Here is a 14,368-nt window from a genome sequence, read left to right as displayed (position 1 = left end):
GAAAACCTCCGCACTCCGGAGGATTCTCTACTTCTCTAACGTATTACGAATTTGTTCCATTCGCATTTTTCCCCAATCATACATCATTTCAACGATCGGTAAAAGTGACATGCCTAGTTCCGTCATATAATACTCAACACGAGGAGGAATTTCCGGATATACTGTTCGATCAACAATCCCATCTTCCATTAACTCTTTTAATTGGTTCGACAAAACTTTATGAGAAATGCTTGGGAATAACCGTTGTAATTCACTAAAACGATGAGGCCCTTCCACACCAAGATGCCACAGTATCACAACTTTCCACTTTCCACTAATAATAGAAAGCGTCAATTCCTTTTCACAATTAAAATTGCCATTTTGTATTTTATCTTGAATATCTTTTCGAATATTTTCGGACATTAACAATCTCCTAACTCTATATGAACTAAAAAGCTCTCTCATTATTGTAAATGAGAGCTGCTCAGATGTCTAAAAAGTAATTATACAGAAAAAAGAAGCCGTACAAACGACTTCTTTTTTATTTCAAATATTAGTTGTCATCCATTTTCAGTACAGCCATGAATGCCTCTTGCGGCACTTCTACAGAACCAACAGACTTCATACGTTTTTTACCTTCTTTTTGCTTATCAAGAAGTTTACGCTTACGAGAAATGTCACCGCCGTAACATTTTGCAAGTACGTTTTTACGCATCGCCTTAATTGTAGAACGTGCTACAACTTTATTTCCGATAGTCGCCTGAATTGGCACTTCGAACTGTTGTCTCGGAATTAATTCTTTTAATTTCTCTACAATTACTTTACCACGGTCATACGCTGAATCACGGTGTACGATAAATGATAAAGCATCCACTTGTTCATTATTTAAAAGAATATCCATTTTCACAAGTTTAGATGGTTTATAACCAATTAACTCATAATCAAATGATGCATACCCTTTCGTATTTGATTTCAATTGATCGAAGAAGTCATATACGATTTCTGATAACGGGATTTCATATGTTAATGTAACACGCGTTTCATCTAAATATTGCATATCAATAAACGTTCCACGTTTACCTTGGCAAATTTCCATTACAGCTCCAACATAGTCATTCGGAACCATAATTGAAGCCTTCACAAACGGCTCTTCTACACGATCGATAGACTGTGGGTCTGGCATATTAGATGGATTATCAACAATAACATCTTCACCGTTTGTTAAATAAACTTTATAAATAACGCTTGGCGCTGTTGTAATTAAGTCAATCTTAAATTCACGTTCAATACGTTCTTGAATGATTTCCATGTGAAGAAGTCCTAAGAATCCACAACGGAAACCAAATCCTAACGCTTGAGATGTTTCTGGTTCAAACTCAAGAGCAGAATCGTTTAACTCTAATTTTTCTAACGCATCACGTAAATCGTTATAACGAGCAGAATCAATTGGATACAGCCCACAGAATACCATCGGGTTTAATTTACGGTAACCTGGTAACGCCTCTGCAGCTGGACGTTTCGCATGTGTAATCGTATCACCAACACGTGTATCACCTACGTTTTTAATAGATGCTGCTAAGAAACCTACATCACCTACTGTTAACTCGTCACGTTGCGTAGTTTTCGGTGTAAATACACCTACTTCTGTTACTTCAAATTCTTTACCCGTTGCCATCATACGTACTTTATCGCCAACTTTTACCGTTCCATTTACAACACGGATATAAGCAATTACACCACGGTACGGATCATATAAAGAGTCGAAAATCATACATTGTAACGGCTCTTCTGAATCACCTGCCGGAGCTGGTACTTTTTCAACAATTTGTTCTAAAATTTCTTCAATACCAATTCCAGCTTTTGCAGAAGCAAGTACCGCTTCTGATGCATCTAAACCAATTACATCTTCTACCTCTTGACGTACACGTTCTGGATCCGCACTTGGTAAGTCGATTTTATTGATAACTGGTAAAATTTCCAAGTTGTTATCAAGCGCTAAGTATACGTTCGCTAACGTTTGCGCTTCAATACCTTGCGCTGCATCTACTACAAGAATCGCGCCTTCACAAGCCGCTAAACTACGAGATACTTCGTACGTAAAGTCGACGTGTCCTGGTGTATCAATTAAATGAAGAATATACTCTTCACCATCTTTTGCTTTATAGTTTAATTGTACTGCGTTTAATTTGATTGTAATACCACGCTCACGCTCTAAATCCATAGAGTCAAGCAACTGAGCTTTCATTTCGCGTTGTGTTAACGCATTTGTTTTCTCTAAAATACGGTCTGCTAACGTTGATTTTCCGTGGTCAATATGAGCAATAATAGAGAAATTACGAATTTTGGACTGTCTTTTTGCTCTTTCTTCTTTGTTCATCTATGTTCTCAACTCCTAATAGTCTCGCCAATATACACTAGCACTGATTATATCAATAGAGCAACAAAGATTCAATGAAAACTCGTGCTGCTTACGATACAAATCATTCTATCTATATCTTATGCGAATAAACCATAAGAGACAAACCCTTTTCAAATTTTAAAACGGTTGTCTTACAAATCAGTAAAACAACCATCTCCCATGCTACTCTTAGCTAAAAATCCCCTTTATTTTCCCAACAACTATATCCGTTCCGAACTTCGTCATTTCATAAGCTACACTTGCTACCGCCATCCCAATTCCTTCTACAACATTAAAACTTCTTAAACGTTCTAATTGTTGTTGTTTTTCTGAAGCTGAAAACGAACTACCCAAAATTTCTGATTCAGCACCTGTACTCTCTGTCCCTGTCATATGAGCTATTTGTTCATACGACAATTGCCGATAACCTTTCATACTTTTCAAACCATGATTAGCAAGTGACACTCCTGCTATCATCATAAGTAAACATAAAGCTACACTACATATACACAAAAGCGCAAAACGACTCAAACTATTATCATCTTTCTCCCTCAATGTGTATACGCTCCCGTATTATCTTGATCAATTTGATGATGCAACGCTGCATTTAAACCACTCGCTATTACATTCGCCATATCCTCAATAAAAGTATCTACTTCTTTTGGGGTCACCATTAAGTTATGACCAAGAGGCGATAGCACTTCATAAATCAACCTTCTTTTTTCTTCTTCTTCTAACGTACCAACAGCACCTAAAAACATATTTCGGCTCTTTTCATCTGGCATATCTTCTTCTGTTAATTTTTTCTTTTCTCCAAATGAAAATCCCGCTGGTAACAAAGATCTTGAAGGTTTGTTTCCTTCTTTCATCTCTCGACCAAAATGTTTCAAAATAAAATCAATCGTATCACTTGTAATCGAAACGGCATCGACCACAGTCGGAACACCAATTGCGATAACAGGGATACCTAATGTCTCTTTACTTAGTTCCTTACGTTTATTCCCAACCCCTGATCCAGGATGGATTCCAGTATCAGAAATTTGTATCGTGCTATTTACTCGTTCAATAGAACGGGCAGCTAATGCGTCAATCGCAATTACAAAGTCTGGGTTTGTCTTCTCAATAATCCCATAAATAACATCGCTCGTTTCGATACCTGTAATCCCCATTACCCCCGGCCGAATTGCACTAACAGGCCTGAATCCTTCTTCTACACTTTCAGGCTGCAATTGAAACAAATGTCTCGTTACTAATACATTTTCTACAACTATTGGCCCAAGAGCATCCGGTGTTACATTCCAATTCCCAAGGCCTACAATTAAACAGCTCGCTTCTTTTGTAACACCAACCTCTTCTAAGAAATAAGAAAATTCTTTTGCAAAAATACGCTCCACTTTTTGTTGAAGTTCTGTATCTTGCTGACGTATACCTTGTACTTCAAGCGTTAAATAATTTCCAGGTTTTTTACCCATCGCTTCAGAGGCAGCTTCATCAATTGTTACTTTTGTAATTATAGTACCTTCTTCTTCCCTCTCTTTTACAATTACCCCCTGTATCCCTTTTTGTTCTTCTTGGCTTTCTTGCAACATTTGATGAGCTTCTACAGCAAGGTCAGTTCTAACGCTATATTTACTTAAATCCAATGGTTCTTTCATCGTATCTCCTCCGTAATTCATAGTAAATATCGTTAGATTTCCCAAAGTTATATAAGGTCATTCTTTCCTTTACGTGAAATTTCATGGATATACTATTGCAATTCTCTTCACCGTTTGATAGAATATCACTTGTTCTATGTAAGAATCGAGTCATTCGATTGCACCAGGGAGGTGAAAAGTATGGCAAACATCAAATCTGCTATCAAACGCGCTAAACTTAGCGAAGAGCGTCGTGCACATAACGCTTCTATCAAGTCTGACATGCGTTCTGCTGTTAAAACTGTAGAAGCTTTAGTTACTAATAACGATCTTGAAAATGCTAAAGAAGCTTTCAAAACTGCTTCTAAAAAACTTGACAAAGCAGCTCGTAAAGGTCTTATCCACCAAAACGCTGCATCTCGTCAAAAATCTCGCTTAGCGAAACAAGTAAACGCGTAAGGCGTTTAAAAAACGATCCATTTGGATCGTTTTTTTATATACAAAAAAAGTTCATGCACTAGGTACATGAACTTTTTTTGTGTCATCACATATGATTTAATCGCATTAAGAAAAACTCGAGCACAAGTTTCTTATCCATCTTTCCCGTCTTCATACTATAATCAGCTTCCGCTAATTCTATAATCACTTTTTTTAATTCTTCAAAAGAGAAAAATTTCGTTTGATTCATTGCCAATTTTACACGATACGGATGTACACCAATATGTGATGCAATTTGATTTTGCCCATAACCACGTTGCTGTAACTCTTTCACTTGATACAACAAACGGAATTGACTCACTAATAATGCAAGCAATTTAATCGGTTCTTCCTGCTGCGTAAATAATCCATCCAAAATTTGCATCGCACCTGCAATATCTTTTTTCACCACTTTTTCTGTCAAAGCAAATACATTTTGCTCAACTGATTTTGGCACAAGCTCTGCAACAAGTTTCGTTGTAATCTCTCCGCCCATACCAACGTATAACGTTAACTTGTCCATTTCCTTCGCCAACATCGTTACATTACTTCCCACCAGCTCTAGCAACAAACTAACAGCCGCGTTATCAATGTGCACATGCACTTCATCTGCCCGAGCAACAATCCACTTCTGAACATCCTGCACTTGCATCGCATTCGCTTCTACTACATCTGCTGTTTTCTTTAATAGTTTTGTAATTTTTTTTCGCTCATCAAGTTTTTCGTAAGGCGCAACAAAAACAAGAATAGAAAATGGAGAAGGTTCACCAATGTATTCTTCTAAAATTTTTATATTTTGCTCTAACTTTTCTTTTTGCGAAGTCAAAAATAGCGGTGATTTTATTAACAGTACTTTCCGCTCTCCAAAGAAAGGAAGCGTACGCGCATCCTCAACCACATCTTCTAAATACGCTTCTTCCAAATCGTATGTCACAACATTAAACTCTCGATCTTCTTCTTCAAGTGCTTCTGTCGTAATAAGCTTTATCGTTTCATTTATAAAAAAAGCTTCCGTCCCATATAGTAAATATAACGGAGCAAACTGTTTCTTTTTAATTTTTTTATGTATATCACTCATACTTTTTCCTACTCCCTAACTTGGCAATATATATTTATACTAATGCCCTAGCTTTTGTTTTACAAGTACAAAGGAACAGGCTTTATAACCCGTCCCTTTATTTATATTAAACGCCACGCAATAAGCCCCGGGTTTCTTATTGGTGTGCGGTAATCACCTTCCCTTTATTATTCACAATAAAAATTCCAGTATAAGTGCCAACTGTTAACATGCTTGGAAACAAAAAACTCACGTTACTTCATAATCTAAAATTCGCAAAAAGCTCATTTTCTCTTTACATTGAAATTGTAGATTTTTTTCTGACAATATTTTATACTAAAGTGGAATGTTGGGGAGGGATTCTAAATGAATGATTTTGAACAAAACGTTCAAAGTAAACGCAATGACGCTATTGATTCAGGGGTAGGATTTATCGTCTCATTTGGTTTTTTCGCAACACTTTTCATCATTGCAACTGTTATTAAATTTATCGGTTCTTAAAGACTGCCACTTCATGGCAGTCTTCTCTTTTTCACCTATTATATGACTTATCATATGTGATTTTACTTTGAAAGGTTCCATTTTCCCCTTTAAAAACATAGGAAATAGCACCTTGCTTGTCCGTGCGCCATATCGCACTCCCCATCTTCTCCAAACGTTCTATTACTTCTTTATGCGGGTGTCCATATCTATTCTGCTTACCAACAGATATAATCGCTACACGGGGCTGTATAACGTTCAAAAAAGACTCTATAGATGACGTATTACTTCCATGATGAGCAACTTTTAAAACATCCACTCGCAAATCTGGATACGCAGATACTAAAAACTGCTCTCCTTCTTCTTCTAAATCGCCTGTAAATAGCCACGTCAATCCTCCAAATTTTGCCCATATTACAATTGAAGCATTATTTTCACTTTTTTCTTTTCCTTTTGGAGCTAAAACGAAAAACTCAGCTTCATTTACACTCCAACTCTCCCCTTCCCCCACTTCAGTTATTTTCATTTCCTTTTCTAATGCCTGTTTCTTTACTACTTTTTCTAATACTGCATCTTTTCCCTTTCGGCCAAATACCACTTCTTTTACAGGTATATATGATAATAATTCTTGCGCAGCACCTATATGATCTGCATCTCCATGCGTTACGATTAATTTATCAATTGTTTTAATACCTTCTTTTTGTAAATAGGGTATTAAAACATTATTTCCAACAGAAAATTCATGCTTTTTTTGTTGCCATTCTTCCTTATTAACACGAAGCGTTCCACCTGTATCAATAAGATAAATCCCTTTATCATACGGAAGGCGAATTAATATTGCATCACCTTGTCCAACATCAATAAATGTTACACTTCCGCTTCCTCTAAAATATGGATATACATAATGACACGTGCTAATAAAAAGAAATACACTCACAACTATACACACCATTTTTTTCGGCGCTCTCCTTTCCCAAACCATCAATATACTGACAATACTCGCGCAATATACAGCTACAAGATTGAAGGGCGTTTTCCCAAAAACAAGCTGGGTAAATGGTAAACTTTCACAATAACTTAGAAAATCATTAGACATACTCAAGCCTATTGATAATACATTCGCAAATCCTTTTGCGAGAAACGGGACAATTGGCATACACAGTAAAATAATAATGCTACATGGTAATACAATGATAGATAAAAACGGAACGTATAAGAGATTGAGGAAAATGCTATATGGAGAAAAATAACCAAAGTGATATAACAAAATCGGAGTACTAACGAGCTGTGAAATGATAGAAATATAAATAGAATTTCGGATTACTCCGTTGCTACTCCCTAATAAGAACGGAGCAGACAAAAGTAAAGCGAAGCTACCTACAAAAGAAAACTGAAATCCAATATTAAAAACAAGATAAGGGTCATATATAAGCATACATATAGCTGTTACACTTAAAGCATCTAAACTAGATAAACGAATCGAGCACATAAAAGCAATCAACATCAAAACTCCTGCTATAGAAGCCCTTATAACAGATGGTGACGCCCCTGCTAAAACCATATACAAAGGAATACAGACGATAAGGCAAATTGTTGCTACCTCCCTCGTCGCACCACTTCTTAGCAAAATAAAATATACTATCCCCATTAACAATACAATGTGCGAACCTGAAATTGCTAACAAATGTATAAGACCAAACTGTTGATATTGCTCTTCCACTTCAAACGTCATTTGTTGTCTATCACCAAATAGTAACGCATTCATAAAAGCACCTGATTGCTCTGGAAACATTTCTGTAACTTTCGAGATTGCTTGTTGCCTCAAAAGGAGAATCCATTGCATAAGCGACAGTGATGTTTTATAGCATTCAGAAATATATGTAGCCTCAAATGTGAAATGAATATGTTGCTTGTATAAATAATCACGGTAATTAAAACCATGAAAATTCCGAGCTGTTTGTGGTTCTTTCCTCTCACCCTCGAATACACATGATATCCCTGCGTATAATTGTTGCATTTTTTCCTTTTCCAGAGCTGATTTTATTCTATAACTTAATTGCACTATATTTTTATTGTGATCTTCAAATTGAAAAGATAGGCGATCGCCATTAACAAGCGGTGTATTTTGTATAACACCTCTTGTAACTCCATAGGACTCTCCTAGAGACTTATTCCACCCTTGAACATAAGAAGTGTATATAGCGCCACTAAAGCACGCTACAATGCAAAAAAAGAAGGTTTTACGCGAAGTGCGATATAAACAGAAGAAAATATTTAAAAAGAGGCAAAAAACTATCAATAAAAGTGACGAGGAAAAGGCAATTGCAATCCCTATTATAAACGAGATTGCAACATACCCCCATTGTTCCTGCAACTTATACTCACTCCTTATAGCATCATTTTTGCTTTCGTGAATACATGCTGTAATTCTTCCATTGATAAATTATCTTTTTCTAAAGACGCAAATAATTCTTTTAACTCCGTATAACGTTTTTGCTCCTCTAATGCAGCAATATCATATTCTAGCGGAACGTGCTTCACTGTTACATTCGCTTGTTCAAATAACTCTATGGCGTATGGATGATTTTTATAATCCTGCGCATAATAAACCGCTGTAATACCACTTTGAATAATTGCCTTACAACATTGTAAACAAGGGAAATGCGTAACGTAAATTTCTGCTTCCTCTGTTTTCGCACCAAACTTGGCACATTGTAATAAAGCATTCATTTCGGCATGAATTGTCCGAACACAATGATTATCGATTACGTAACAACCATCATCTATACAATGTACGCCACCTTTAATCGAACCATTATATCCACCAGCAATAATTCGTTTATCGCGAACGATTGTCGCTCCTACCGCAAGCCTTGTACATGTACTACGTAACGATAGTAGATGGCTTTGCGTCATAAAATATTGATCCCATGAAATTCGTTCCATATTTTTCACCTACTTTTTTGTCTACTTGTAGTGTAGCGAAAGAAGAAAAACTTCGTCAATCTTTTACGGAATAATAATTTGATCTTTTATCTTTTCAAGAGACTTCGCACCAATCCCATCAATCTCTAATAAATCTTCTATTTTCTGAAACGGACCATGTTCTTCTCGATATTTCAAAATACTTTCTGCCTTTCGAGAGCCAATTCCTGTAATCTTTTCCAATTGCTCCTTCGCTGCTGTATTTATTCGAATCTTGCCATCTTCCTTAGAAGAAGTAAACATCCCTTGTTCTGACTCATTTTTACTCGGTATATAAAGAAGCATTTGATCTTGTACAATTTGTGCTAAATTCACTTTTTTGATATCTACTTCTGATAAAAAACCACCAGCCTTTTGAACCGCATCCTTTACGCGATCTCCTTCCTTCATTTCATATACCCCTTCTTTATTAACCGCTCCTTTCACATCAATTATAATTGTTCTTTTCTGTTCCTTTGTATCCGATATTTTCGGTTTACCCTTTTTTTCTATCTCCTTCTCTTGCACATTCATTGTAATAGGCGTTCGTTCTACACTCTGATTCGTTTTCCAAAAAACAAGAAAAAGTAAAGTTCCAATAATAGCTACTAAACCTAACCACTTTTTCGGAAAATCCCACATCATTTTACACCTCTAATCATAAATTTATAACATCATTCATATTGTTTAGGAGAAAGCTGTTACGAAGGAGGGATGAAACTTTGAACATAGGAATTATAGGGACAGGAAACATGGGGAATATACTAATCGATGCATTTTTAGAAACCCGTGCTGTCAAACCTTCGTGCCTTACAATCATTAATCGGACGCCTGCCAAAGCATATCATATAAAAGAAAAATACCCTTCTGTTCATATAGCAAAAACAATCCCGGAAGTAATCGAACAATCACAACTTATTTTTATTTGCGTTAAGCCGATAGATATATACCCTATCCTAAAAAAATACGCTGAACATTTTTCTGATGAAACGTGCTTAGTTTCTATTACGAGTCCAATATCTCCATCACAATTAGAGACTCTCGTACCTTGTCACGTCGCGCGTATCATTCCAAGTATCACAAACCGCGCCCTCTCTGGCGCCTCACTATTTACATTTGGAGATAATTGCTCTGAAGAATGGCAACAAAAATTACTTCGTCTATTCAAAAACATTTCTACACCTCTTGTAATAGAAGAAGATATAACGCGCGTTTCATCTGATATAGCAAGTTGCGGTCCTGCTTTCTTTAGTTATTTACTACAATGCTTCATTAACGCTGCTGTAGATAAAACAAATATTACACACGAAGAGGCTACTACTTTAGTAAGTGAAATGGTCGTGGGGATGGGGAAATTACTTGAAAAAGAAATCTTCACATTACCTACCTTACAAGAAAAGGTTTGCGTGAAAGGCGGCGTTACTGGGGAAGGCATTCGGGTTTTAGAAGAACACGTTGGAGATATGTTCCATAAGTTAATCGAGCGAACACATGAAAAATTTGATGAAGATTTAGAATGCGTTGATCAGCAATTCAATAAACACACATAATAAATACGTCATTTACATTCCAAATCCTTTTTATAAATAATTACTTTTTTACAATACATTTTCACTTCAACTACTATTCCCACACTTTACGCATACGATCTTCAGATTATGCTAGAACTAAAAATACATCTTCTTTATAAAACAAAAGCAACCTTCTCGGTTGCTTTTGTTTTATCCCGCATTAACGGCCAGTAAGATCCCCACCTTAAAACTCAGCGAAAGCAAAGAAGTTAGGAGGGGGTCGGGCTGCCCGTAAAAGCCCGATTGGTTCAACTAATAATCAGCGGGGAGCTTCGCACCCCGCTGATTAAAGTTTCACTTTATCCGTTTTTCTTCGCCATGAAGAAAATACGCTCTGTTTGTTCTGTAACTTCAAGTCGCTCAAAATCACCTGTTACACGAAGCACTGTAAAACCTGCTTCTTCAAGCCATTTCGTTAACTCTTCCACTTGATATGCACGTTGCACGTGACATTCGTCAAACCGATGGTACACATCTTCTTCTGGATCTTGAACAAAGAATGTTAAATCATGCTCTACACTATTTGATTCTTCACCAGGGAAGCAATTCCAAATAAGAGATATTTCTTCTCCATTCACTGTATACGTTTCATTTTGAAATACATGATGTATTTTATATAAAGAATGTACATCAAATAAAAACAAGCCATCTTGGCGTAAATGGTGAAATACTCTTCTAAATGTTTCTTGCACTCCATCTTCTTGCAATACATAATTTAATGAATCACAAAAGATGGTTACACAATCAAACTCACCTGGAACATCAAGCTCTCGCATGTCTTGTTGATAAAAAGGAATAAAGTATCCCTCTGCTCCCAGTTTTTGCTGAGCGACTGTTAACATTTCTTCTGAAAGATCGACACCTATTAAATCGTAACCCTTTTGCACAAGCGGAAGGGTTACATTACCCGTACCGCATGCTACATCAAGAATTTTTGCCTCTTTCATATCTGCTTGCTGCAGGCTTTCCTCTGTGAATTCCACCCATTTATCATAAGGGACATCATTCATTAGTTCGTCGTACAACAATGCAAATTGTTCGTATTTCATTGGCCTAGCTCTTCTGTAATATCTTCACGTGGCACATCGCCCCATAGACGCTCTAAATTATAGTGATTACGCTCATCTTTATGGAATACATGAGCAACTACATCTCCAAGATCAACTAATACCCAACGTGCTTCGTCAAAACCTTCCATACGTTGTACGTCGATTTGGAACTCATGTGCTTTTGATTTAATTTCACGTGCAATTGCTTGCACTTGTTTATCTGAATTACCGTGACAAATAATGAAATAATCTGCAATTGGTGAAATACCTTGCATATTTAGGACAACCATATCTTCTGCTCTTTTATCATCAGCTGCTTTTGCCGCTAATACTAATAAATCTTTATCGTTCATTTACTCATTTCCTCCTTGATAACTGCATTGTATGTTTGGAATGTTAATGGATAAATCGTCTGATTTTTTTCCATTAAAAATTGAATTGTTTTCTTTAACGCAAATAATAAAGCTTGATTTATATCCGTATATGCGAGTTTACGAGCCTCTTCCACACCTGGAAACTTTCGCCCTGGCTCAATGTAATCAGCTACATAAATCACTTTATCTAACATTGTCATGTTCTCATGACCACTTGTATGATATGTAATAGCTTGCAAAATTTCAGAATCCGTAATGCCTACCTCTTTTTCTACTAAGTATGCCCCAACAGGCGCATGCCACAACTCTTTATTATAGCAAAGTAAATCTTTCGGCAAATCTTCACGTTTAATAATCTCTTCCATCTCTGAAATCGCTCTACATTTCGCATAATCATGGAATATAGCTGCCATCTCTGCTTTTTTCTCGTCCACACCGTATAACTTAGCCAGCTCAATCGCTGTCTCCATTACACCAATTGTGTGTGTATAACGTTTTTCATGCATTTGTTGTTTAACAATATGAAGTGCATTCTCACGATTCATACAACCCATTCCTCTCGATATATACCTGTACTTTTTCAGGAAGTAAGTATTTACACGTTTTCTTCTCCTTATATCTCTCACGTAATAAGGATGAAGAAACTGCAAATTCCGGAATTTCCACTGTAGTAATCTGATACGGCGTATGCAATGTGTACCCAGGTCTCGCAACTCCAACAAACGTTACAAGATTAAGTAAAGCTTCAATGTTATACCACTTCGGTAAATACTCAACCATATCCCCACCAATAATAAAGTGAAACTGCACATCCGGATACTTCTTCGTCAATTGCAACATAGTGTCATACGTATAAGATGGGCCCTTCCTGCTTAACTCTTCTAAACAAATAGAAAAGTGTTCTTCTGCCTCAGTCGCGAGCTCTAACATATGTAAACGTCTTTCTATACTTGTAATATTACGTCCTTGTTTATGTGGCGGAATCTGGTTTGGCAAGAACCATACTTCTTCCAAATCCAAAGCGTGATATACTTCATTTGCAATTAGCAAATGTCCATAGTGAGGCGGATCAAATGTACCGCCAATGATGCCAATTTTCCTCAAAAGAAACGCCCCTTCCTTTTACATACAGCAACTCTCCTTGGTTAGGAATGAAGAGAGTTGCTATTAATAAAAGTTCAATTGGTTTCGCTCTCTACATCATTACGCATCAGCGATAAAAATAGCGCATGCTAATCTTTTTATCGAGGAAGCTTAATTTGTTTATTTTCTCTTGATTCTTTGTATAAAACGATTGTGCTTCCAATTACTTGAACGATTTCAGCACGTGCACCTTTTGCAAGTTCTTCCGCAACCTCACGGCGATCAAATTCACAGTTTTGTAATACACTTACTTTAAATAACTCACGAGCTTCTAAAGTATCTGCGATTTGTTTAATCATATTTTCATTTACTCCGCCTTTTCCTACTTGAAAAATTGGTGTTAAATGATGTGCTTGTGCACGTAAAAATCTTTTTTGTTTTCCTGTTAACATATATGTTAGCCTCCAAGCTTTTCTATAACTAATTGTTTCATTCTCCCGATATTCGGTACACGTCCTGTCCACATTTCAAATGCAAGTGCTCCTTGATACACAAACATATCAATACCATTTTGAATGATTGCACCTTGCTCTTTTGCCTCACATAAAATTTTCGTTTCAAATGGATTATAAATTATATCTGATACAATCGTTCCTTTTTTTAACGAACAAATTTGTAATGGCGTATGTTCGACGTGTGGATGCATACCTATTGTTGTCGTCTGAATGATAATATCATAATTCCCTTGTTCTTCTGTCGCTTTTTCTAACGACAAAGCAACAGAATTAACATCGGCCGTACGTGCAGCAATAAGTTCTTTCGCCTTATCTACTGTACGATTGGCTACATCAATCTCTTTTACACCTACATCAGCAAGAGAAAAATAAATAGCTCGGCTAGCACCACCTGCACCAAGTAACAAAATACGTTTCCCTTGAAGTGGTTCATGACTAATTGACTGCAACGCTCGAACAAAACCAATCCCATCTGTGTTGTAGCCAATTAACCTTCCATTCTTATGAACCACTGTATTTACTGCACCGATTTTCCTTGCCAATGGGTCAATCTCATCCAAATACTCCATAATAGCAACCTTGTGCGGAGTTGTTACATTAAATCCTGAAATACCTAATGCTTTTAAACCTCTTACTGCTTCCCCTAGCACTTCCTCTTCAACAAGAAACGCATGATAATGGGCATCCATATTCAAGTGTTCAAATGCATTGTTATGCATAACGGGTGATAATGAATGTCCAATTGGATTTCCGATTACACCATATAATTGTTTCATAAATCCCTCTC

Annotated in this window: 17 protein-coding genes; 3 read left to right on the top strand and 14 right to left on the bottom strand. The window is 36.6% G+C overall.

Translation table 11 applies throughout. The annotated features are described in order from the left end of the window. Positions 1-27: 27 nt before the first annotated feature. The 4 genes from DN403_RS11865 to gpr all read right to left on the bottom strand — a co-directional run bounded on the left by DN403_RS11865 (position 28) and on the right by gpr (position 4,032). Complete coding sequence (locus DN403_RS11865; RefSeq protein ID WP_001293539.1) at positions 28-402, bottom strand: winged helix-turn-helix transcriptional regulator; 375 nt, start codon at positions 400-402, stop codon at positions 28-30. A gap of 130 nt (positions 403-532) precedes the next feature. Further along, positions 533-2,356, bottom strand: coding sequence for an elongation factor 4 (gene lepA, locus DN403_RS11860; protein WP_001030948.1), 1,824 nt, complete (start codon positions 2,354-2,356; stop codon positions 533-535). Between the two features lie 210 nt (positions 2,357-2,566). Further along, on the bottom strand, positions 2,567-2,932 hold the full coding sequence (locus DN403_RS11855) for a YqxA family protein (protein ID WP_001207094.1): 366 nt from the start codon (positions 2,930-2,932) through the stop codon (positions 2,567-2,569). After that, positions 2,929-4,032: a GPR endopeptidase gene (gene gpr, locus DN403_RS11850; RefSeq protein WP_000662644.1), complete on the bottom strand. Its 1,104-nt coding sequence runs from the start codon at positions 4,030-4,032 to the stop codon at positions 2,929-2,931. The genes DN403_RS11855 and gpr overlap by 4 nt, the downstream gene beginning before the upstream one ends. A 180-nt stretch (positions 4,033-4,212) precedes the next feature. On the opposite strand from gpr, the gene rpsT reads away from it, so the two are divergent. Continuing rightward, on the top strand, positions 4,213-4,470 hold the full coding sequence (rpsT, locus tag DN403_RS11845) for a 30S ribosomal protein S20 (protein WP_001274012.1): 258 nt from the start codon (positions 4,213-4,215) through the stop codon (positions 4,468-4,470). A gap of 85 nt (positions 4,471-4,555) precedes the next feature. Here the strand turns inward: rpsT and holA are convergent, their stop codons facing one another. Beyond that, complete coding sequence (gene holA, locus DN403_RS11840; protein ID WP_001279923.1) at positions 4,556-5,566, bottom strand: DNA polymerase III subunit delta; 1,011 nt, start codon at positions 5,564-5,566, stop codon at positions 4,556-4,558. Between the two features lie 345 nt (positions 5,567-5,911). Here holA and DN403_RS11835 point away from each other — a divergent pair, with 345 nt between their 5' ends. Then, positions 5,912-6,046, top strand: coding sequence for a YqzM family protein (locus DN403_RS11835; protein ID WP_000997609.1), 135 nt, complete (start codon positions 5,912-5,914; stop codon positions 6,044-6,046). A gap of 31 nt (positions 6,047-6,077) precedes the next feature. On the opposite strand, the gene DN403_RS11830 is transcribed toward DN403_RS11835, so the two are convergent. The 3 genes from DN403_RS11830 to DN403_RS11820 form a co-directional block, all read right to left on the bottom strand. Next, positions 6,078-8,399, bottom strand: a complete 2,322-nt coding sequence (locus DN403_RS11830) for a DNA internalization-related competence protein ComEC/Rec2 (protein WP_001157828.1) — start codon at positions 8,397-8,399, stop codon at positions 6,078-6,080. Between the two features lie 14 nt (positions 8,400-8,413). Then, entirely contained in the window at positions 8,414-8,971 is a 558-nt protein-coding gene (locus DN403_RS11825) for a ComE operon protein 2 (RefSeq protein ID WP_000439773.1), read from the bottom strand. Positions 8,972-9,034: 63 nt separating this feature from the next. Further along, positions 9,035-9,634: a helix-hairpin-helix domain-containing protein gene (locus tag DN403_RS11820; RefSeq protein WP_000989935.1), complete on the bottom strand. Its 600-nt coding sequence runs from the start codon at positions 9,632-9,634 to the stop codon at positions 9,035-9,037. A gap of 77 nt (positions 9,635-9,711) precedes the next feature. Here DN403_RS11820 and comER point away from each other — a divergent pair, with 77 nt between their 5' ends. After that, entirely contained in the window at positions 9,712-10,539 is an 828-nt protein-coding gene (gene comER, locus DN403_RS11815) for a late competence protein ComER (RefSeq protein WP_001020554.1), read from the top strand. 320 nt (positions 10,540-10,859) lie between these two features. Here comER and DN403_RS11810 read toward each other — a convergent pair whose 3' ends face one another. The 6 genes from DN403_RS11810 to aroE form a co-directional block, all read right to left on the bottom strand. Beyond that, positions 10,860-11,609: a class I SAM-dependent methyltransferase gene (locus DN403_RS11810; protein WP_000873064.1), complete on the bottom strand. Its 750-nt coding sequence runs from the start codon at positions 11,607-11,609 to the stop codon at positions 10,860-10,862. After that, a complete protein-coding gene (gene rsfS / locus DN403_RS11805; RefSeq protein ID WP_000998173.1) occupies positions 11,606-11,962 on the bottom strand; it encodes a ribosome silencing factor in 357 nt (118 codons plus the stop codon). Before rsfS ends, DN403_RS11810 begins: the two co-directional genes overlap by 4 nt. Beyond that, a complete protein-coding gene (gene yqeK / locus DN403_RS11800) occupies positions 11,959-12,528 on the bottom strand; it encodes a bis(5'-nucleosyl)-tetraphosphatase (symmetrical) YqeK (protein ID WP_001078483.1) in 570 nt (189 codons plus the stop codon). Before yqeK ends, rsfS begins: the two co-directional genes overlap by 4 nt. Beyond that, on the bottom strand, positions 12,518-13,087 hold the full coding sequence (nadD, locus tag DN403_RS11795) for a nicotinate-nucleotide adenylyltransferase (RefSeq protein WP_001226031.1): 570 nt from the start codon (positions 13,085-13,087) through the stop codon (positions 12,518-12,520). The genes yqeK and nadD overlap by 11 nt, the downstream gene beginning before the upstream one ends. Before the next feature lie 137 nt (positions 13,088-13,224). After that, positions 13,225-13,518 (bottom strand): ribosome assembly RNA-binding protein YhbY, encoded by a 294-nt coding sequence (gene yhbY, locus DN403_RS11790; RefSeq protein WP_000955224.1) that lies wholly within the window; start codon positions 13,516-13,518, stop codon positions 13,225-13,227. Between the two features lie 5 nt (positions 13,519-13,523). Beyond that, positions 13,524-14,357, bottom strand: coding sequence for a shikimate dehydrogenase (gene aroE / locus DN403_RS11785; protein WP_000812104.1), 834 nt, complete (start codon positions 14,355-14,357; stop codon positions 13,524-13,526). Between the last annotated feature and the right edge of the window lie 11 nt (positions 14,358-14,368).

It is taken from the genome of Bacillus sp. AY2-1 (genome assembly GCF_008368965.1).
Taxonomy (GTDB): Bacteria; Bacillota; Bacilli; order Bacillales; family Bacillaceae_G; genus Bacillus_A; species Bacillus_A thuringiensis_S.
Note: the sequence above shows the minus strand (reverse complement) of the source record. Positions and strands in the feature narration are given on the sequence as shown.